The organism is Massilia frigida (genome assembly GCF_011682175.1).
Lineage (GTDB): Bacteria > Pseudomonadota > Gammaproteobacteria > Burkholderiales > Burkholderiaceae_D > Telluria_A > Telluria_A frigida.
Genome location: NZ_WHJG01000057.1, coordinates 18,160 through 39,135, shown reverse-complemented (window position 1 = coordinate 39,135; position 20,976 = coordinate 18,160). Strand labels below are relative to the sequence as shown.

Annotated in this window: 15 protein-coding genes; 2 read left to right on the top strand and 13 right to left on the bottom strand. The window is 55.3% G+C overall.

Annotation, left to right across the window (positions count from 1 at the left end; translation table 11 throughout):
* Positions 1 to 377: 377 nt before the first annotated feature.
* The 5 genes from F2P44_RS31385 to F2P44_RS31365 all read right to left on the bottom strand — a co-directional run bounded on the left by F2P44_RS31385 (position 378) and on the right by F2P44_RS31365 (position 4,974).
* Positions 378 to 524 carry a hypothetical protein gene (locus tag F2P44_RS31385; RefSeq protein ID WP_167093517.1) on the bottom strand — a complete coding sequence of 49 codons (147 nt, stop codon included), beginning with the start codon at positions 522 to 524 and terminating at the stop codon, positions 378 to 380.
* Between the two features lie 166 nt (positions 525 to 690).
* Complete coding sequence (locus F2P44_RS31380) at positions 691 to 1,431, bottom strand: hypothetical protein (protein ID WP_167093514.1); 741 nt, start codon at positions 1,429 to 1,431, stop codon at positions 691 to 693.
* A 26-nt stretch (positions 1,432 to 1,457) separates the two neighbouring features.
* Positions 1,458 to 2,756, bottom strand: a complete 1,299-nt coding sequence (locus F2P44_RS31375; RefSeq protein WP_167093512.1) for a type II toxin-antitoxin system HipA family toxin — start codon at positions 2,754 to 2,756, stop codon at positions 1,458 to 1,460.
* Positions 2,749 to 3,042, bottom strand: coding sequence for a helix-turn-helix domain-containing protein (locus F2P44_RS31370; RefSeq protein WP_167093510.1), 294 nt, complete (start codon positions 3,040 to 3,042; stop codon positions 2,749 to 2,751). Before F2P44_RS31370 ends, F2P44_RS31375 begins: the two co-directional genes overlap by 8 nt.
* A 945-nt stretch (positions 3,043 to 3,987) precedes the next feature.
* Positions 3,988 to 4,974 carry a helix-turn-helix domain-containing protein gene (locus tag F2P44_RS31365; protein WP_308610485.1) on the bottom strand — a complete coding sequence of 329 codons (987 nt, stop codon included), beginning with the start codon at positions 4,972 to 4,974 and terminating at the stop codon, positions 3,988 to 3,990.
* Positions 4,975 to 5,007: 33 nt separating this feature from the next.
* Here F2P44_RS31365 and F2P44_RS31360 point away from each other — a divergent pair, with 33 nt between their 5' ends.
* A complete protein-coding gene (locus F2P44_RS31360) occupies positions 5,008 to 6,432 on the top strand; it encodes a cytochrome P450 (protein WP_167093508.1) in 1,425 nt (474 codons plus the stop codon).
* Positions 6,433 to 6,663: 231 nt separating this feature from the next.
* On the opposite strand, the gene F2P44_RS31355 is transcribed toward F2P44_RS31360, so the two are convergent.
* The 8 genes from F2P44_RS31355 to F2P44_RS31320 form a co-directional block, all read right to left on the bottom strand.
* Positions 6,664 to 6,981 carry a hypothetical protein gene (locus F2P44_RS31355; protein ID WP_167093506.1) on the bottom strand — a complete coding sequence of 106 codons (318 nt, stop codon included), beginning with the start codon at positions 6,979 to 6,981 and terminating at the stop codon, positions 6,664 to 6,666.
* A 1,068-nt stretch (positions 6,982 to 8,049) separates the two neighbouring features.
* Complete coding sequence (locus tag F2P44_RS31350) at positions 8,050 to 8,517, bottom strand: hypothetical protein (RefSeq protein WP_223165137.1); 468 nt, start codon at positions 8,515 to 8,517, stop codon at positions 8,050 to 8,052.
* A 142-nt stretch (positions 8,518 to 8,659) separates the two neighbouring features.
* On the bottom strand, positions 8,660 to 12,682 hold the full coding sequence (locus F2P44_RS31345; protein ID WP_167093502.1) for an RHS repeat-associated core domain-containing protein: 4,023 nt from the start codon (positions 12,680 to 12,682) through the stop codon (positions 8,660 to 8,662).
* A gap of 362 nt (positions 12,683 to 13,044) precedes the next feature.
* Entirely contained in the window at positions 13,045 to 14,067 is a 1,023-nt protein-coding gene (locus F2P44_RS31340; protein WP_167093500.1) for a hypothetical protein, read from the bottom strand.
* Between the two features lie 94 nt (positions 14,068 to 14,161).
* Entirely contained in the window at positions 14,162 to 15,496 is a 1,335-nt protein-coding gene (locus F2P44_RS31335) for a hypothetical protein (protein WP_167093498.1), read from the bottom strand.
* Complete coding sequence (locus F2P44_RS31330; protein WP_167093496.1) at positions 15,483 to 15,941, bottom strand: hypothetical protein; 459 nt, start codon at positions 15,939 to 15,941, stop codon at positions 15,483 to 15,485. Before F2P44_RS31330 ends, F2P44_RS31335 begins: the two co-directional genes overlap by 14 nt.
* A 53-nt stretch (positions 15,942 to 15,994) precedes the next feature.
* Positions 15,995 to 16,984, bottom strand: coding sequence for a DUF2169 domain-containing protein (locus F2P44_RS31325; RefSeq protein WP_370662774.1), 990 nt, complete (start codon positions 16,982 to 16,984; stop codon positions 15,995 to 15,997).
* A gap of 77 nt (positions 16,985 to 17,061) precedes the next feature.
* Entirely contained in the window at positions 17,062 to 19,344 is a 2,283-nt protein-coding gene (locus F2P44_RS31320; RefSeq protein WP_167093492.1) for a type VI secretion system Vgr family protein, read from the bottom strand.
* A gap of 279 nt (positions 19,345 to 19,623) precedes the next feature.
* Between F2P44_RS31320 and F2P44_RS31315 the strand changes: the two genes are divergently transcribed.
* Complete coding sequence (locus F2P44_RS31315; RefSeq protein WP_167093490.1) at positions 19,624 to 20,835, top strand: HlyD family secretion protein; 1,212 nt, start codon at positions 19,624 to 19,626, stop codon at positions 20,833 to 20,835.
* The last annotated feature ends 141 nt before the right edge of the window (positions 20,836 to 20,976 follow it).

Below are 20,976 nucleotides of genomic sequence, written 5' to 3'. Positions count from 1 at the left end.
AGAATGAGATTAACCATGATTCCGCCACCATAACCGACCAGAATTCGTCCAGCATCACGAAAATGCGATGGAAAGTCGCGCTCCCGTGATGCCGGCCAGTTCAGAAAAATCGTTTTGCAATTGGCTCCTATATTTCCATTCTCAATCAGGGAAACACGACGATCGCCGCGACGGAATTAATCCTTAACCCTCTGCGTGACCGCATGTTTTCCAGCCGCTATCATAGTGGCTGGCACCTAAGTTTCGCAACGCCTCAACATATCGCTCCCGGCAAAATTTTGTATATCCGGGCTGACAAATTTTTTCAAGGAGCGACACCGTTTGGGCCATGTATGATTCCTATCGAAATCAATCTCCGCCTCTTCGGCAGGCCTAGTCTAGTGGTCACCCAACTGGAAGTGGCAATGCCCAACACCATTCCCATGCGCTGGGAACTTGAGTGCAAGGAGGTTTCCAAAGCGTCTGCCCAGCAATAGCGCAGCCTGCTGCAGCGCGGCCAGAAATTGCGCGAGATTGAGTTGCATTTTGCTTCCTTTTTCAATAAGTGTTCCTCTTGCCTTGTCGCGGGCGCCCGCGCAAGGATGCATGACCTACCTGGCTGTTTAGAACCGAGCGCGGCGCTGAGGTCCACAATGCGAAAGGGCCGTCAGGCATACACCCGACGGCCATCGAACGGTTACGGTGTTGCGCTCAGATGGCCACGACTGGCGGCTGCGACTGCAGCGTATTGAGATAGTTGCTGAGGATGGTGAAGTCAAAGGCGCGCACCTTCGCCGCGCTGACTTGCGCTTTCAACCAGTTGACCAGGTCGGCCGAGGTTTCCTTGAACTGAATCAGGATGGTGTTGATGGCGTGGGCGGCCTGGTATTGTGGGACGCCGGGGTGCTGGTTGATGGCCTTGTAGAGCTTTCCGCTCGGCTTTGTCGGGTCGAGCGCGTGCTTGAGAAAGAACAGATTGAGCAGCTGCAGCAGCGCCGCATTCAATGCGCACATCGCGCCCGGCACCGGCGCACCAGGCAGCACCGGCGGACCAGGCGGGACCGCTGGCCCAGGCCCGGGACCCGGCACCCCAACGACCGACTCCCACGACTCCAGCGGCGGCATGGTTTTACCCGTTGCCTGTAGCAGCTGCTTGCCGCTGGAACTGCCGGTATTGAAAAAGAACGGTGTGCCGCCACCCTTTTTTGCGGCAATAAACTGATAGGCGTGGTCCGTCAGTTCCCGGTGCAGGCCCGGCTCCGGCCGATTCGGCAGGAGCTTGAACTGGCGAATCGGCGTGATGTCGTAGGTAGCCGCCAAGTTGGCGTACTTCGACCTGTTCTTGTGAAAATCTGGTGGAATCGTCATCGTCGGTGAGCGCGCGCGCCGGTAGTTGTTCTTGCCGACAAGTGTGGCTGGAAGAACGTGCCAGAAGCCGCCCTGCGGGCTCAATCCAACAAAAATCGCTTCGGCAGGCGCTATTTCGCCAGCGGCAGCGTGGCCAGCCGGTCCAGAATCTCGATGCGCACCGCCGCCGGCGCGTTCAACTTGGCCAGCGCGTCCGGCCACAGCTCCTTGGCCAGGTTGACCGTCTGCTTGACTGCCGCCTTGGCAATGCGCTCGGAGATGCCGGCGCTCTTGGCCACGGCAAGGTAGGCGTCGACCGTTTCCTTGCGCTGGTACTTGTCGATGGCAACGTTGGTGCCGAATCCCTGGAAGCCCGGCAGCGCCGCGACGCACACGATGTCGTAGGCCGGCGAGAGTTCGGGCATCACGCCGTTGTGATAGAGCACGGAGAAGTTTTTCAGATGCGCGTCCGAATTGCCCAGGAGCGTGTTCACCACCTGGCGAATGAAGAACTGGCGCACGTCCTCGATGCCGCGGGTGCTGAAGCGGTTGAGCACCTGAACCAGGCGAACGAAGTATTCGCGGCCGGCGTACTTCTGGCCCGGCATCAGGCGCAGGAGCTGGCATGCATCTTCCATGTGCACCGCGCTGCTGGGACCACGGTCAAACCGGTCAACCGCCAGGAAATGCGTGTCCGGACCCAGGGCCGCCACCAGCTCGTCGCGACCGACCATTTCCCGCATCTGAACCGTGCGGCACTGCGCGATGTTCACGCCGGCCTGCGCGGCCAGCTGCATGCACGCATATTCGTTGAAGACCTGCGAGTCGTCACCCTTGGCCGGCAGCTTGGCAATGAGGTCTGAGAGCGTGCCCTTGACCGGCATGCAGTAGCGCTGGCCGTTTTGCGCGCTCGACAGCGCCAGCTTGTCCTGGACGCCCGACAGCGATGCGGCGCCCTCGGCCGCCTGTTCCGGCACACCGATTTCGAGGTTGTCCGAGCCGCCCGTGACGCCGAATGCCCGGGCAGTCGCCGTGAGCTTGTCCAGGTCGGCCGGCAGCACCTGGACCGCGCCAGGCAAATCCTCGCCGGCGGCGGCCAGCACGCCGAAGTCATCCATGTCGCGCGGGTCCTTGCGCGTTGCCGCCAGGCGCCGGCGAAGCGCGTCCTCGGGCAGCAGGCCGGCGAAGAACGGCGGCAGTTCGCCGCGCTCACGGTAGACCGCCTTGTCGAAGTAGTTGGTCAAGGTCTTGCGGGTCAGCTCGTCCTCGCCGGGTACCGTCATTGAAATCGACAAGGTAGGCCGGCGCGCGTTTGCCCCGTATTCGTCCGACGCAATGAAGCGCGTTACACGCCCCGCTTCGCACAGCCAGCCGATATGCTGGCCCTGCAGGAAGACGTCCAGGTAGCGCGGCAGGAGCTCGTTACTCATTGGCGCCACCTCCGAACAGTTGGTCTACGGTCGACGGCGCCTCGTCGGGGCCGATGGCCTTTCCGGACAGCAGCCGCTGCACTTCGGGAAGCAGATGCTTGGGCACCAAAACCCAGGTAGCGTCGAGCGCGTCTGCCAGCGCTTCGAGCGTACCAGCTTTCGCGTCCGACTTTCCGCTGAGCAGCTTGCTGATACTCGACGTCGCAATGCCCGTTACGTCGTGAATCTGCTGCAAGGTACGGTCCGATTTTGCACGGTGGGCGCTGAGCTGTTCCGAGATTTTCATAGCGTTTAGCCTAAATTTTATATCGTATTTTAGCGTTTAGACTAACACCGTCGGAAGCGAATAGCAACAGGATTTAGCTTGCACACTAAAATATAGATTAATTTTTAGCGTGAGGGCTAAAATGAGATCAATATCAGAAAAAGATAAGCCCGTGCAGAAAATGGCCGGGATCAGGAGGGAGTGCGGCTTTACTGTGTCTTACCAAAGGCGCGCCACGGTATGGTTGGAACCGTCAGCTGCGTGCCACACTTCGCCAACGGCCAAAGGGTCGATAGCGGCCGTATCCTCGCTGGAATAGGCCATGCGCACCAGCGGCTTGCAGCCTGTCGGACTTGACGCTTGAAGCCGACGATTGAGCGGCAGGCAATTCGGTCTTGCTGTCATATTTTCGTGATCCTTCCGCAAAGGCGTCTTAAGGCGCCAGCAGGCTTCTGATGTGGCCGTTTTTGGGCCTGATTTCTGGGCGTGTCGGCCCGATCAGGCCATTTTCAGCGCCTTCATGCGTTTCAGATTCCGCACAAGGGCCACCAGATTCCATTCATGGGCGACCTGCGTGATTCTTCATCGGTCAGGTTGATCTGGTCCTTGTCCTGCGGGCCGCTGGTGGGCGGCTCAGGATCTTTTCCGCCGGGCTTGTGAGCGAGAACGGCATGCTGGTGGTGGCGGACATGATCGCCAATGCGGGCGGTGTCACGTGCTGTGGCTCACTGTGATCAACTTGTCGCTGTTCGAGGTCGAGCTCGACCGGGCGGAATTTGAGTTCTCTTATGCCTGTGCGTTGCTGAAGGCGTAAGCGTTTGCGGAACACCGTCGCGTTACCGATCGCAGCCGCCGGTCCCTACGTTCCTGACAATCATTTGACACTAGGTGTAGTAGCCCGTAGATTCCGTTCAGCTACCCTCAATCGAATAACAGATGCCCGATAAGCGCCACCCGAAGCCGCGTTCAAACCCACAGCCGATACATCCAGAACGATTCGTCCATGATGAACCTCAGCGCGAATTCGCCGGGAGAAAAACCGGTAATCCGCTTGGTCGCCCGGTTCATGTGCGCCTGGTCGGCAAAGCCCTGGGACTGCGCCAGGCCGGCCCAGTCCAGCGGCTGCCCGGCCTCGTAGCGATCGCGCGCGGCGAAGAACAGATCCTCGGTGCGGACCAGCGATTGCCACTCACGCAGGGAGCGCCCGCTAAATGACTTGATGCGCCGTTCCACATGACGCGTACTGTGCACGCCGCTCCATTGCTGGGCCTTCCACGCGAGGCGCTCGACCCAGTGCCTGCCCATCTGGCGCAGCGATGGCTGTGCGCCCGTCCTGCCCTGCCAAGCCTGCCACGGCACAGCAAGATGGTTCTCCAACACCGACAGCAGGGCGTCATCTTCGCTGGCCAGGAGTGCATCCCAGAGAGGAGCCCATTGCGCGCCCAGCAGCTCGGCTGCTGGAACAAAGCGATCCTGAATGGCGGTGAGGTCAAACCCGAACAGGGCTTGGGCCGCGTCCGCATTGAAGCAAGCCATGTAGCCCCGGCCCGTGCTCGGGGCCCAGCTCACTGTAGGGTGCGACTGGCTGCCCGAGATGACAACCGGCGCCGCAAACGGGCGCCAGCATGGCCCGCTTGCGCTGTCCCCAATCAATCCCGCATCGAGGCCGCGATACCAGGAAATCGCCACCAGGGGTGACGCGGGAAAGTGGGACAGGCGCTGGGCACTCGTCAAGGCCAGCGAGCGAGTATCACGGCCGACCAAGGCGACCAGCGCACCCTGCAATGCGGGAGGCGCCAGACGCAGCCATGCATGCGGAGCGCCGTGGCCGTCGGCGCGCGGGCCGCGCTCCAGCGGCCCTGGCGGAAGCATTGACAGCGGTGGTTGAATGGAGCTCATCGCTTGCCAGTATAGCAAGCAGCTTCCCCAAGCGGTGATGTCGTTTCGGTTCAATACACAACGCCAGCCGAGGTCGACAATGCTGTCATGAATACGACCTCGCCTCCACAATGCCCATACGGGCACGGCAAAAACGCTGCCGCGCCTTCCCTCCATCCGCCGGGAGTGTGGCCCCCGGGACCACCGTCCGGACTGACCGGCTGGACCCTGCTACGCCGCATGTCCCGTGACCTGCTGGGCTCGGTGGCGGAATGGCGCCAGGCATACGGCGACGTGGTCCATTTGCGCATATGGCCTGAACACCAAATTGTGGTGACCGACCCGCAACTGGTGCGCGATCTGTTGGTCGGCCATCACCTGGAATTGCGCCGCTGGGAGCGAGGCATCAGCGTATTTTCGCAGCTGCACGGGCACAGCGTTCTCACCGCCGAGGGTGAAGCGTGGCGCGCCAAGCGCTCCGCCTTACAGCCAAGTTTTTCGCCTAAGGCGGTGCAAGCCTTCGTTCCGGCTATAGCGGGTGCCGCCGCGAAGACGTTTGCACTATGGCCCAGGGGCGAGGCAGACTGGCATATTGAAAGCGCTCTTACCTCCCTCACGATGGACGTCATCTTGCGCATGATGTTTTCCAGTGAGATTGACGAGGACGCGCGCGCCGCGGAAGGTGCGCTGAACGACACTGCCAAAGCCGCGAATGCCGAGATGTACTGGCCGGCAAGTTTGCCCGACTGGATGCCGTGGAAACGCGCCAAGCGGCGAGGCATTGCCTTGCTCAAGCGCCTGATCAGCGGACACGTCGAGAAAAGGCTGGCGCTGGCGCCTGATGCATGGCCGGAAGATCTGCTCAGCCGGCTGCTGGTTCTGCACCGCGACGATCCTGCGGCCTGGCCACTGAAGGCCGTGCACGACGAATGCATGACTGCTTTCCTGGCCGGCCACGAGACGACGGCGGCAACGCTGACCTGGTGGGCTTGGTGCATGGCGGCAAACCCGCAGGCGCAGGAGCTGGCGCGGCGCGAGGTGGAGACGGTATTGCAAGGCAGGCTACCCAGCGCGCAGGATCTTCCCTCGCTTGCCTACCTGGCCACTACGCTGCAAGAAACTCTGCGCCTGTATCCTGCCGCGCCGGTACTGTTGTCGCGCCGCTCCACGCTGGCGATGACGCTGGGCGGCTGGCAGCTTCCCGCTGGAACGATGTTCATGGTGCCCCTGCAGTTAATGCAGCACGATGCACGCTGGTATCCGGACCCGAGTGCATTTCGCCCCGAGCGCTTTGACTGTGGCGCGCCGGACTTGCCGCGTGGGTCCTTCATGCCATTTGGCACAGGTCCCCGAGTTTGCCTGGGCCAGCACCTGGCAACGACGGAGATGACGGTCATCGCGGCAATGCTGTTGCAGCGCTTCACGGTGAGCGTTCCCGAAGGGATGGCGCCGCCCCGGCCGGCCTTCAACATCACGCTGCGCCCGGAATGTCCGCTTCGTTTGCGCCTAAAGGAATACATACAAGGGGGATAAGACGGAAGGCTCGCGCGGCCAAAAACAAGACTAACAAATCCGCTTAGCGTCGCCATTTTTTGGGGGGCATGTTCATGGAATAGATCGGCTAAGTTAGCTACTCGCTGAACGACACCTCCACATTGAATGGCGTCGATTCCAGCCCACCCGCTCAATCCCAAGTCAACGAAACATCACGAACGCTCGTGAAGACGACCTGGTTTGACGCTGAGCTCCGGTGTTTCACGCCGCCTATTCTGGAAATATATACGGCAATTGCCCCGCGCGGAATTTCTCAATGCATTTTTCAATCAGTGGCCAAGCAGTCATTGGCGTCATATACCCCGCCTGCGGCCATCTTCCGTAATCTTCTTCAACGAGCCAACCGGGCAGCACACCAACACATGGCAGCTGCTCTGGATCAACGTCTTTATCATCGACTATTTCAAGCGACCAAGATGAACCACGCGCACGAAAATACCACGGAAAACCGTCAACCCGACCACTTCCTTGCAGCGGGCTCTGGCCTGCCAAATATCCACACCATCCCGCGCCTGTTCGTTCGTCCATTTTTACTCCATTCCCATCCCGAGGTACGGATTTCGTCAGTGTCGACGCAGCGCCGTCTTGAACCGGATGTCGAGTTGTCTGATGATAGCGATTTGCTGACATGCGCTGCGCTACTACCTACACTCGGCCCCCGCGACTCATCGCAGACCAGTAGTTCGGCTTGCATGGACTCCGTGGCTTCGGACTCAGGTAAATCAACGTCGGCGTTGTGGGTCAATCTGGCCCAGTCCCTAACAACGCCCAAGACGGCAAATGCGCACTGCCTGATTTACCTACGAAATTCGCCACATGCCATGTGACATGTGATCATGGAAACTCCAAGGTCGAAGCATAAAAAGAGCCCATGTGGCCAAAAACTGGCATACATGGGCTGCTGCACCTGCATATAGTCTGGGGGGCGCCTTGTGTCAGACTCTATGGTTTTGTATCAGACTTTATTGTTCGTCCACATTTGAGTGACTGGAACAAATAAAGTTGGTCGGAATCGGCTCGCTAAGTACTTGATTATTATAGCCCCACGGCCCGGGCCAAAGTTGGTCGCGAGATGCGAAATCAACCCAACAAAATAGCGCCACAAACAATAAAGTTTGTCACAGGCCAGAGCCATCGCCGCTGAGGTTCCAACAGTGAGACACAAATCCACTCAATGCTCTGCATATCTGAGAAGTCAGCGTGATCGCCTCTGGAAGGCTCGCGCCTCAGTGTCACGGGAACATGACGTTTTCCTAATTAAAAAAAACGTCCCAATTCCCCATCGGCTCATGGATCCCCTTTTCGGCTGCTATTAACGCCGACGTGGAACTCACCACCACGCCTAAAATCTGTGACCCATACAACTCTCGGCAAACGCTGGCTTAGCGCCGCTGTCGGCAAGATCACCTGAATCAGTGAAAATCGGAGCACCGGGGTAAATTCCGAGTCGTGCCAACAACAGGGGGCTTGAAACAAGAGTGTCAGCTATTGACAGCACACCTCAAGCTGCAAGGGAGCAGTATGTCGGAGTTTTGCAAGTGCAACCTTCGTTAGCAGGGGGCAAGCATGCATTCCCATACCGCCCCCGCCATGACGCTATCCTAGTTGGAGAAAAAATCGTCCTGCGTCGCCATTGGCGCGTGCCCCCTCTTCGGCCAGGAAAAGATAGCCCAAGCCATCTGACAGGATTCCCCTTGCCGGACTGAGGGGCTCATCCAAATCGCCCCCGTATATTGCCATCGCATAGTGATAGCCAGGTACCGTGATCGGCTTTTGAAGCCACGCGCGAACGCCGCCAAGCTTTGAAGCTAAGTTCTCATCGTCATCTTCTTCATCACACTCGCTTTGCACTACGGCTTTGGCATCCAAATTTAACGCTGCATACTCGTTTCTCATCGAATCAACTGGGTTGTATGCGATGACTTTGGCCGCAGAAGTACCCTCTCTCGCTCGTAACCGGGCGTAGTGAGACACTTCATTGGGCACGTACGGTATGAAGATCGATATCCAACCCGCCATCGAATCGTCCCCAAACCAAGATGACGGAATGGCCATCAGATGCATGAGCGGAGCGCCAGTTTCGTCCGTAGGCCACGAGACGCTCGAATCCATTCTGGCCCCACCACCTACGTATGCTTCGTCACCGGCAGGTGGCCGGTTAGTGAAAAGAAGTTCAGTGTACATAGTTTTCCCTGTGATCGATTTGCTAACAACAGCACAATTTTTTCAAATACTTTTCTGCTGCTTTTCGGAGCCGCCGTGCGTCCGCAGCCTTAACTCCCCCTTTGCGGATCGCCCCTTGCCAAACGTCTAACTGCTGTTTACTTGGATACCCATCAGGTCCAAATTGGAATTGATTGACTCCAACATTCAGGTGTTTCAGCGCCAACGCATTTTCATGCACGTGCACTTGGTCATGCGTCGTTCCATCTAGCGCAATTGACGGATTGTCTTTGTTTCGGGTTTTTTTCTTTGCACAACCCATCTGGTGCAGTGCTTCATGTCGAACAAGCTCATGTACGTCCAGATTATCTCCGACGTTTGTCCCACCGTTAAGACTTCCGTAGGTGCCAATTTGGCCGCTAGTAGCCAAGCCCCACGGGTCGATCCACGCATTCGGATTCGGAGCATAAACATACAGGTTCACGCCTCCGTTCAGCCCAATTGGATCCTCTGAAATAAACCGGCCAGCGTATGGGTCGAAGTAGCGAAAGCGATTGTAATGAAGCCCTGTTTCCTCATCAAACTGCTGCCCTTGGAATCTAAATGGCTGCGTCAATTTACAATTTGTTACATTAACTTTAGAAACTAAATTAGTTCCGCCGGTGGTCCCATCAAGTAGCTGCGTTTCGCCCCAAACAGTGTAATCAGCCGCCCACGCTACGTTGCCTCCAAGGTCTGTTAGTTCAAGTGGACGCCCAACCTGATCGCACTGATACCAGTATACTTCGTCATTTTGCAATGTGGCAAGAGGGACGAAGCTATTCGGTTCGAAGAGATATGTCGCGTCCTTACTTCCGCGACTGCTTTGAATCATCAGGTCGCCGTCCCAAAGGAAGATGCTACTACCGAAGGAATCAGACTTGCGCACCCGTCTTCCCAATGGATCATACTCATAGTGGGTCGTCTGGGTCAGGCCGTTTCGTGTAACGCTGGAGCTTTTCAGTAAATTGTCGATGGTCCAGCAAAAATGAGTAGTATCGGTACTAAGCTCACGCGTCACAATGTTCCCATAATGATCGTAAGTGTATATTAGGTCGCGATATCTCTCAATACGATTCCCCGACGCAAAAGCTCGGTTTCGTTGTGAAGGAGCGAATACGTTTCCTGCAGGATCATATTCAAAAAACTCAGGGTGGGAACCGGTCGCAGCGACAACCCGGCCTACAGGGTCGTAGCGGTAATCTTTTAATCCTCGCGATTGATCGATTGCTGATAGGAGGTTTCCGGCAGGGTCATACCGATACTGTCGGTCGCTTGCCGCCACAGGACCGGGGATATTACCCATCAACTTGACCTCATGCGTGGCTAAACGTCCCGTAGGATCGTAGTCATAATAGCTTTGCAACGCTCCTTGCGTTCGCGTGATCTCACGATGAAGCGAATCACGCTCCATGTCGCTGACAATATGCCCGTCACCCCCAGCAGGGCATTCCATATTTATCTGATGGAGATGTCCTGAACCATAATACAGCCAATTAATAACGTTGCCGTCCGGGAGCGCAGTGCGAGTACGGTTACCTAAGGGATCGTAAGTATGGTGAAGAACTCGCGCAGAACTTGCTTGGGCACCTTCGTAAAGAATCTGTGATTCGGAAATTAACTGTCCAATAGCATCATGGGAAAACAAAAGCTCAGCAGCTGAATTCCGCGCTTGCTTTAATCGTCCTAGAGCGTCGTAGCGGTAGGTGGCGATTGGCTCAGGACTCGTCTCCGTCGCCTTCGCAATCAAGCGCCCCCGCGCGTCGCGAACAAGTAGCTGGACCTTGCCCGGCCCAACTGCACTTCCTCCTGCCTCGACTAAATGCGTAAGCTCGCCAGCAGAGTTGTAGCAATAGCGTTGATGTCGGCCATCAAATCCGATCTCATCGGTCAGTTGTCCAGCTAAGTCGTAGTGGAAATAGGTAGTATCCCCATTTTCGTTCGTCAGACTTTCTAATTGTCCAGTAAGATCATAGGTGTACTTCAGCGAATAGCCGTTGGCGTCAACGCTTTCCAGCAGAGCATTGCGAGCGTCGTAACGATATCTCGTCAGTTCACCTAATGGGTCAAGGTAAGTTTCCAGCATGCCATCAGGTGTCCAGGTATAGCGATGAATTGCCCCGTCAGGCTCACATCGCTCCAATAGACGGTTATTCAAATCCCATTGGTAGGTGGTAAGATTGCCTACAGCGTCACTTCTAGACACAATCCGTCCTAGCTCGTCATAGGAAAAGCAGGTTGTGTTGGCTGAGCAATCTATATATGTAACCAAGTTACCCGCAGTATCCCACTCCAACTTGCTGCGCCCACCTTTAGCATCAGTGATGGCAACTATCTCACCACGCTCATTTAATGTGCGAAGCGTTACTTGACCAAGTGCATCGATGGACTTAATGAGATTGCCACGACCATCGTACTCGCTGCGAGTAGTAGCGCCCAGTGCATCTATTAAAGTCTGCGGAAGATCGAATCCGTTATACACCAAGACAGTTCGCGCGCCCGTTGGATCAACCAACTCGGTCAAGTTCCCGCGTTGATCAAAGCGAACATGTGTCTGGCGACCAAGTGGATCAGGCGCGCCCCGGGGATTTCCATTAGAATCATAGGGCGTTTCATGTCGAATTCCATCTGGGCCAATAGTTGCCACAACGTCTTTGCGCTCGTCGTATTCATAATGAGTACTGCGGCCAATTGCGTCGGTAACCGTTGTACGGCGAGCTTGGTCATTATATGAAAATATTAGCCCACTATTGTCATCGAGTGAGTAGGATTTAGTGACCCGTCCATGGGTCGAGAACTCATCATACTCGGCACGAAAACGCGCTCCGTTACGTTGGGCATATCCGGTCAGCATGTGGTTGCTCCACTCGTATTCGCGCCTGCCCCCAACTGCATCGATATGTGCTAACAAATCACCTTCAGCACTATATTCGTACGTCGCTAAACGTTCCGATGATGCGCCACCCTCCAACAATGCCGTTACGCTTATAAGTTTAGCTTGATCGTTCCAAGTGAGCCGCAGACGGCGCCCCGCAGAATCGACGATTGTATGTGGCCGCCATGCGTCAAAAGGATCATTGGGCGGCTCGGAGTAAGTTAGGACGATAACATTGCCATTGCGGTCAGAAATACTCTGTAAAGGTAGCAGAAAGTAATCCTCCTGCAGCCTGTGAAAATGTTGCGTCACGCCATTTTTAAAGAGGATCTCCCATTTATTTTCGGAAGGATGGCGAACCGTGATTTGCTCGTACGCGTCATAATATTCGCCTTCGTTTCCTATCGCTGGGAAACGCACAGCACGGCCTGATTCATCCCTGTAGGTTAGGGAATCCAAAGACAGTCCCAACTCCACGGCAAATGGTGTACTCCAACCTTGACCGAACCAACCTGAATGGGGGTCACCTGACCGGTATTGGCGTTTCCATTTGATTGAAATTGGTCCTGGAAGACTGAAGTCATCATTCGTCAACAGCTTTTCGCCGGTAGCGATAACGACAGGGTCTCCGATGGAACAGGCACAGGAGCTTCGTTTTGGGGCTCCCTTCTTTCCGACTTCAACATCTTTCGAGGAGTTTTCTTTTCCAGTGGAGCGGGCCGAAAGCTTGCCCATGGCCTTACCCAATGCGGCCAAAATTACCGATACCCCAACTCTGATTAGAAATGATGCCAATTTCTTGCGTTCGGCCGCAATCTGGGTCGGACTCATTGGCTTACTCCAACGCTCCATCATTGCCTTCAGTTCCTCAGCAGCTCCAGCTGATGCCTCAACCGCAGACATGATTCGCTTGACAGCCATCGCGCCGCCAGCAATCTGCCCTACCACGGGGATTGCAGCCACGCCCATCATCGCAGCCGTCTGGGCGAGAGCGATCAATGTATCGGTTGACTTCAACGCATCGAGCATTGCCTCAGCGTCTTCGCGTGCTGCATCTGCAAAGTCTTTGGTTGTCATACCACCTGCAACTTGACCACCATTCTGGACGACATTCTTGAGCGCTGGAGGCAGCATGCTCCACAGTGCGTTCACCCCAGTTTGAACGCCGTGCATAACTGCGCCCCGGCCTTCTACATAAAGCGTTTTCGCCCAAGACAGAAAGCCATTGTCACCATTCACCTGTCCCGTTTTGCGCCCAACTATGACGATGGGAAGGTGCTTTCCCCGTCCCATGTAACTCTCACTGTGAGCAACCCTAGTTTTATGGTCATATACGGTGCCGGCTGGATTGTTGATGCTCGTACTTATGTTAAAGTGTGGAGCAACGCCCGGGTCGCCTTTCGGCTTTAACAATACTGGGTCGGCCGGTTGGAAAACGATGCCACGGGCGTACTGCGTGACCAAGTCGTTATTATCGGTACGAACATTAGTTGGCATGATGTGATTGAATCCGTTTAATAGGGCGAGCGTTCGATGACACAGGCGGCACATTCGCCAGATGGTTCTATGGACCAGTGAAGTACGGTATTGACGGACTCTATCGCTTGATCATGTAACACGGCTGGCAAAACCCAGCCAATCAACCCGAAAGCCGCTCCTGTTTGACCGAGCAAGGTGGCGGGTCGCCATTGGGGTAAGGCTGTCGTCTCGCTGAATATCACGCGATTCAATGCGGATGCTTCAACTAATGCTCGCCAATTTGAACCATCCATATCGCTTTCAAGGTGACTTATATGCACCGCCTCCATTCCCGCAAGACTCAATGCCGACGCAAGGGTCTGACCAAGCGCGGATGCCTCTGAGGCATTGACTGAAGGCCAGAACGGGCTCCCTGCCAAGACCAGCGAGGGGCGGTGTATGGCGAAGCTTCCTACTGGGATTTGTGCGGCGTTGGCAACGCGTTCAAGTAATACGCATGCGGCCGCCTCGCCAGGGACAATTCCCTCTGAATTGCCAGGACGAAGTAAAAAATCGGCCTTCGCCAATTCCGTCAGTTGAGTGGGATCGCATGCGCTATCAACGGCAGCAATTAGTACATGTTGCAAATGAGGATTCTCTAAAAGTGCTTGGTAAGCATGTTCGAGCGCTGACCACGCAGCAGTTGCACCGCCGCTCACGATTAATCGCTGCCGTGGGCGGTCGGACCAACCATGGTATGGAGCCAACCATGACGTCATTTCACTGCTCAAACGCTCACAGTCTGCGCTACCCATCCGAGGCGGCACAATGAGAATTTCGAGACATGGAGCATCTGCTGATGCTGACAAATCTGGAGCTGACTCGATTGCCTCAATAATCGCTGACGGGAGCAATGCCGCAAGTCGATCGGCACCAAATAGTTCCGAGGTGATGCTTTGGCAGTCGACGATCGTGAATGGATCTGCAAAACCATCGAGCCGAAACTTTCGGAAGCGGCGCGATTGCGCAACCCAAGATGCGACAGTTTGCGCGGTAGAGTTTCCGACTGCGGTAACCATGCCGCTTGAACGCAGCACGAGTAAGGGCGAGGGTATATGAGACATGCGAGCCCTATGGTGTTAGAAGAGTTGCGGAGCGTGGATGAAAAACATGCTATTTAGGGCGCATTTCGTCGGCAAATTCGCTCACCATCAGGGCAAGTTCCTGGCGTCTCGCCACGTCAAACGGCGATAGAGCAAAGACGTGCTGACCAGAGGCAGCCCGCTCAGTGTAAAACCACTGACGCGTTGCGTGAGTCACCTCAAGCACTGCCTTACCAAGCACTGGAACCTCACCCTTTACGGGTAACCCGTTGCGGAACCTGATTTCACTTGTCTGCTCAGGATTGGAGAGAATTTCGTCGATATTCCAACCTCCCAAATCCGCATCATTGCAAACTGCCACATGTGACTCCCGGCACACGCGCAGGACGATCTCCCGAAGTGCTTTTGTCTTCGCATTTCGATCGTTTGGAACTCGGCGCGCTTCTTCCGGAACCTCACCCAAGGTAATCTCAAGTACATCCGCTTGTTCCGGTGAAATCGGTCCCTCGGCGCCGGACATCGTGGCGCACGCCCGAATGATGCCTTCAATGTACCCTGTAACAGCCACAACACGAAGTACAAGGGATTCGCGCGATGGCGCGAGTGTCATGGCATGTAGAAATGTTCGGCGGGGCTCACGATATGCAGAAATAGCCCATGCAATCTCCGATCCCTCGATATCCTTCGTGATCGCCAGCGACAGGACTGCGTCGGAGGCAAGACGAGGATCTGCGGATAACATATCAATCGCCGTCTTGTGACCGTGTGTATCATCAGACTCCACTGCTTCCCTGATAATGGACCTAACGGCGTCTGATCCATGCCCCATTCTAGCGAGCGCCAGGGCAGCATGCTTTGACAAGTTATCATTATCTAGGAGTCGGGAGATATCGTCACCCAGCGCCTTCACGTCGCGCCTTCCCGCCAGTTCGACAGCCAGTTTGTGCAACTCCGATGCGTCAGCGCTGACCTTAAAAAGGCTGACGATGTGCTCAACGTTGTCACTAAATGGGCCAACGGGGACAGGATAGAACCAACTGGCATCGTGGACTGCCTTCGCGAACTCGCCGCTAAAGCGCGCAGCGAGATTACAAAAATCGGGATCGTGCATTTGTACAGCGAGTGCTATTCGGAAAAATACGGCGGCCGCCTTCCTGTCACTCGTGTTTGAATCGATAGCGGCGTCGAGTTGACGCGCTGCATCAGTGCCATACAATGCGGCCGTTTGGAGCAAGCGGTCTAATGCTCGATCAGGTACCCGCAGCGCGCCTAAGTTCCCGCTCGCGCTATTTTCCATCATCACGCGCCGTTGCCGCGCACGAAGCGCCTGGTCCAGCGTATCATCGAGCAGGCCTGCCAATGGGGGCAGACGATGGCCGATTCGTGGGATTTCAGTTGAGGTCAATGCTTGCCCCTTCAATTCGGTTAGAGCCAATCGCGGCGGATACAATCTCTGCCCCCTCGATGCGTACTTTGCCATCCAAGCTCAAGCGGATTCGCGTTTCACCGCAGGTCAGTTCAACCATTGCCAATGCTTGCAAGTTCAGGCGAGCTGCTTGAATTCGCAATGTGCCTGTAGACGCATCAAAATTGAGCAGAGGCTCGGCAGGATGTCCAGCCAACGGCCAAGCCGCGACCACGAGGCAGGTGGTATCTGTGCCGCCGTTAAGAAAAGCCACGCGTTGCCCAACAACGAGTGCAGGAACATGGGTGGCGACAAACGCAGAATGCTGGCCCCCTTCGTAATCGAGTACGCACCGAGTCCCATTAACTGAAGTTACGACCGCCAAGCAATGGTCTAATTGGCCCACTGTGGCGGCGCGCTTGAATTTGTAGGCATTTTTTTGCATGATATCCTTCAGGAAATACTTGGCGATTCAGAACTTCGGTAGTAATTTAATGGCTACCTAATGCTAACGGGTGGCTTGAAAAGACGCACAATCCGAATTGCACTATCACCAGTGCCTGTTGGAATGAGTACCCGCCAAACTATTGAAAGCCGGTCTTCGTCCGGTTCTATCGTCAAAGTGTCTGGCCGCAGCGAGGTCGGTGTGAGTTCATGTCCGGCTCCCGTGCGCGCTTGAACCGCGAGGGATAAGAAAGGAAAAGCAAAGTCAATTATCGACTTCTCCGCCAAATGCACTAGTCGAATCTCAGTGCCTGAGGCGGGGACCTCTGGCAGTTGCAGGTCCGGATGAGCAACGTTGTAGAACCGCGGATTGAAATCCCGTGGCAAATCGGGAGAACCATCCTTTTTCCAAGTTTTGCCAAACGTGCCAAGGTAGGCTTGTCTGTGCGTTGCGCTTTCGGGCCAGCACCCAAAGCCCGCCGGGGCACGTGAGTGCCGGCGGTGATTCGCGCTTGCGTTTAGTGATTCAATCCATGGCAAATACTTTGGAAGTGGCGATGATTTATCTTGGTCTGGATCAATATTGAACCCTTGTGCCCAGTCCGCAACAGCATAGGTAATAGGAACTCGCCGCACCGAAGTCGCGAGGGGTGTTGCTTTATAACCGATCCAGCGGCTTTGCCAGAACCGGGGAACATGCGCTCGAATACTTGCCGTGCGAGTACCTACCCGAATACCAGCGTCGATAAACATCTCCGAACATGATGTGGGTGCGGTCACATATCCTGCAACAATCACATCAAAGGCCGGCTTAGGAGGCGACAGATCATACCCAAGCCAAACAATTTCTTCATCAAGCCGAGATCTCATCGCCTCCTTTTGGCTTTGATCAAGCTTCAAGTCACCCAGACGAATATTGACAGGATATTCGTACAACGACACTTGCCGTTCGGCTGAAGCCATACGACCCGTGCTAAGTGACCACGTTCCCTTGGCTATCACAAGTACATGTGACTTTCCCAAATGGTCGCAGTGGAGACGCACTGCAGCCAGCAGGGGCGTTTGATTAGTAAGCGAACAATTCAAGGGTGCTCTCCGCAGGCATTTACCTGTCGATTCCGCTAATTATTATTAATATTAGGGCTAATAATCGACACGTTATCCGTCCCAGCAATTTGCAGCTTATCGCCAGCGATATCGATTTCACCCGTTTTTTTCATCGTAATGCTTGATTTTCCAATAGTAAGGGTTATGCTATCTGCATCCATCTTTAAAGCGCTGCCACCCTCACCGCCTGCCGCAATGGTGAAAGTTTTTCCTGCTGTTATAGAGTAGTCTGCCCCCACCTTAGTAATCTTATTTACTCCAATGATCGATGACATAATCATTCCGACGTTGAGACTGTATCCGAGCCCAACGTTCTCCATTCGGCCCATGCCGACATTCTGCATGTAAGCCATGCCAATGGTTTCGGTTTTCATCTTCGATACGTTAATCGACCAATTTTTTCCGATTTTGTCTTTTTCGTTTTTAGAAACAGACTTGGTACGATTCCCTCCTACATTGATCGTCTCGTTTTTTCCCACGTCTTCCGATCGGTTGTCGCCAATGCTAATTGTTTCATCATGATCAACACGTTCTTTACGATTGTTGTGAATGGTAATCGTTTCATCATTATCGACAGTTTCTAATCGATTGTGGTGAACCGTAATGGTCTCATCTCGGTTCACTATTTCGGTTCTGTCCCGCTTAATATGATTTGTTTCGTCCCGATCGATCGTCTTTCGACGATCATTGCCTACCCATTTATCTTCGTCGTTTTCAACTTCCGTGAGTTGGTCCTTTTCCGCGTGCAGCCACAATTGCTCCTGACCTTTTTTGTCTTCGAAGCGAAGTGCGTTGGCGTTGTCGTAGCTACCTTTCGGAGTCGAACGTGTTAGGATGCCGCTCTGTGTCTTGTTCGCGGGCAGCGTCCATGGTGGCATCGTATCGGCGTTGGGCACCATGCCGGTGATGACCGGGCGGTTAGGGTTTCCATCAAGAAACTGCACGAGCACTTCCGCTCCTATGCGAGGAATGAAGGTCATGCCAAAGTTTGGCCCTGCCCATGGTGTTGCTACGCGGATCCAAGCAGAACTTTTCTCATCATTGCTACCGACACGATCCCAGTGAAACTGAACGCGGACACGACCATATTCGTCGGTGTGAATTTCTTCGCCTGCGGGACCGACCACTGTTGCCGTTTGTATGCCATGGATTTTCGTTTCGACGCTATTGTGATCCCGTCCCGCGCGAAACGGTATGATCTTACGAATGCACGCCAAGCGACTCTCGTAATGCGATTCGGTCGTCGTTTTGACGTGATAGTTATTCGAAGCGTTATGCGTCACTTCCGTGATGAGGAACTCGCGCGCCTGATCGTCAGCGCCGCTACTGCTCGCATCAAAATGATTAGTCAGGCGAAACCAGCGCCCTGGTATCAAGGCACGGCAATTCCCGTTGCCCTCAAACTGCTTGCCCACGGCCTCTACTTCTTCCATGCGCAACTGAGCCAAGGTCCGGCCGCCGCCACTTTTGAATCCTAGGGCACCGGTGTATTCATATGATTCGATGTTGGGGACGTCGCCTTGCTGATTGACGGTCGGTAGCGAAGTCAAAGCCGGGTGGGGCGACTTGAAGTCAAACGAGGCAAGGGCTACGCTGCCAGTTACGATCTGCCGGGCTGGCGACCATTCGCCCAGCCCGTCTTCAAGAGCAGAACCTCCGTGCCGTTGAAACGGCACCTCAGGATTTCCGTCGATCGGCTCGGTTGCGGTTGAATCATCCGACAAGACCAGTTTGTGTCCTGCGGCTGTGTGCTCGAACCAGTAGTAGATCCCAGCGGCGACCCAGCGGCGCTCCAGAAAGTTGCGGTCGCTCTCATCGAACTGACAGCAGTCGGTGAACACATCCGATGCTCCCTGGACACGCCAGTCCCAGTCCGCCAGCCCGCCATAGTCACCGAAGATGCTGGCGGTCTGGTCATACATGGTCGTGTAGTGGAACAGATAATTGTCCTTACGCATGCTGAGATATTTGTACCAAGGTCCCAGTTTTGCTTCGTAAAACGATACGCCGCCATCCACGGTCTTCAAGGCAAAACCGAAGACACGCCCAGTAAAATAGCGCATTGTTCCGTCCCGGCGGACCAACTCAACGCACATCATTTTGCCCTGCAATTCTTTCAGAGCAATGTTTGGATCGTCTGATAGCAGTTCGACGGTGAATTCAAACGGGCGGGACAAGCTCTCGTAGGCATCGATCCGATTGACCAGTAGAGGTGCCGAAGGACCGTCTCCATTGGGGAACGAGAGTCGCAACAAACGGTCGTGCTGACGTTCGCTGATCATTTCCTGCAAGCTCATGCGATGGCTCCTGATGGGTACGTAAAGAACAGATGAACGCCTCATTGGCGCAGCTTCGGCGAAACACCAGGTTGAGTGTGCCGGGGTCAGCAATTAACTCAGTATTGTATCATATTGCTAATATTTATGATTGAGGAAGAGGTGCTGGACATGCTTGTCGTGCCGCCCAGTTGAACATCGTGCAGCACGGCAACTGCTGCTCGAAATAGGCTTTTCGTCGATAATATTCTGACCCCGCTTGGGTACCGCCCAACGACCTACTTCCTAGCTATTTCATGAATGAAAATTAACATGCGACCGGCAACCAAGCTACGGCACGCGCACACGCCTGATCGCATCGGCATTTACCGTATTCCTCACGCCACAGCTGGCCACGTGCTCCATGTGGTATTGAGGCGGAATCGAAAAATCTTCACCAAGCGGTTTTGGGAACATCGCTGCGGTGGCGAAGCGGCTGCTCTTCAAATGGCGCAGGCTTGGCGTGACACGATCGTCGCTAAACATGCTCCAATCTCCCTGGCGCAGTTTTGCAGCATCCTACGTAGGAACAACACATCGGGAATAGCGGGTGTAGCGAGGCGCGAGAAGCGCTACAGCACGCGGTTGGGCGAAGATGTGACGAATGAGTATTGGATCGCGCGCATTCCGCGCTGCGATGGCACAACCTTTTCCCGAAGTTTTCCAGTTGCACTGCTGGGCGAGGTAGAGGCGAAAAGTTTGGCGATCGCCGCGCGTGAGCAGGGCTTAGCCGAGCTAGACGGCGCGTTATTTCGAGCGCAGATGCAGCCCGTTCTAGTTAGCAGTCGAGCCCATATGGTCGCGCTGGAAGCCATGCTTAACCAACCTGCCGAGCGACGCGCGTTGCGAGCGCAAGAGCGTGCACTCGGCGAGCGGGAACGCCAAGCTAGGCGCGAGGTGGCGGCCGAAACACTTCGCGCCGCGGACGCGCGACGCTTGGCGTACCTGGCGGCACCTTCGAACCGTACCGGTGTGCCCTATATTGGTCGTTATCAGACAAAAGGCGGGACTGGAAACTGGCGCGTAAGCATCGAACGTGCTGGGCGCAAGTACCGTAAGACGTTTTCTGATTCTGTGTTTGGTGGTGCCGATAGCGCATTGGCAGCTGCAGAGACCTGGCGGGATACGATTTTTCGCGATATCCCGACGCCACGTATCGCCGAGGTGGTCTCACGCATCAACATTACCAACACCAGTGGCACCGCCGGGGTATTTTATTCCCACCCGTCAGGCAAGACAAAAAATGGGTCTTGGGTCGCTCGCAGTCCTCAAGTAAAAGGCTCAACTATGCGCAGCAAGCGCTTTTCGGTCGAAAAATATGGAAGAGAAGGCGCGTTGGCGCTCGCCGTCGCAGCACGCGCCGCTTTCACCGCTGAACTGGCAGGCAGGCGCTCATTGCATCACCGCGCCGTTTGGCAAATGCAGCAAAGCTTGGCCCGTGTAGAGCCTCAAGACCCAATCCACCCAACTTAGTGCAACGTCCCCTCAGCTTGCCTTCTAGGTAGGTTGCGTAAGAGGAATGGGCGCGGTTGCATATGGGCTCGGGCGACAGCGACCGCCAACCCGGCGACTAGCCTAAGGACTTTACAACGGAGCTTTGGCTGTCGAAAACCT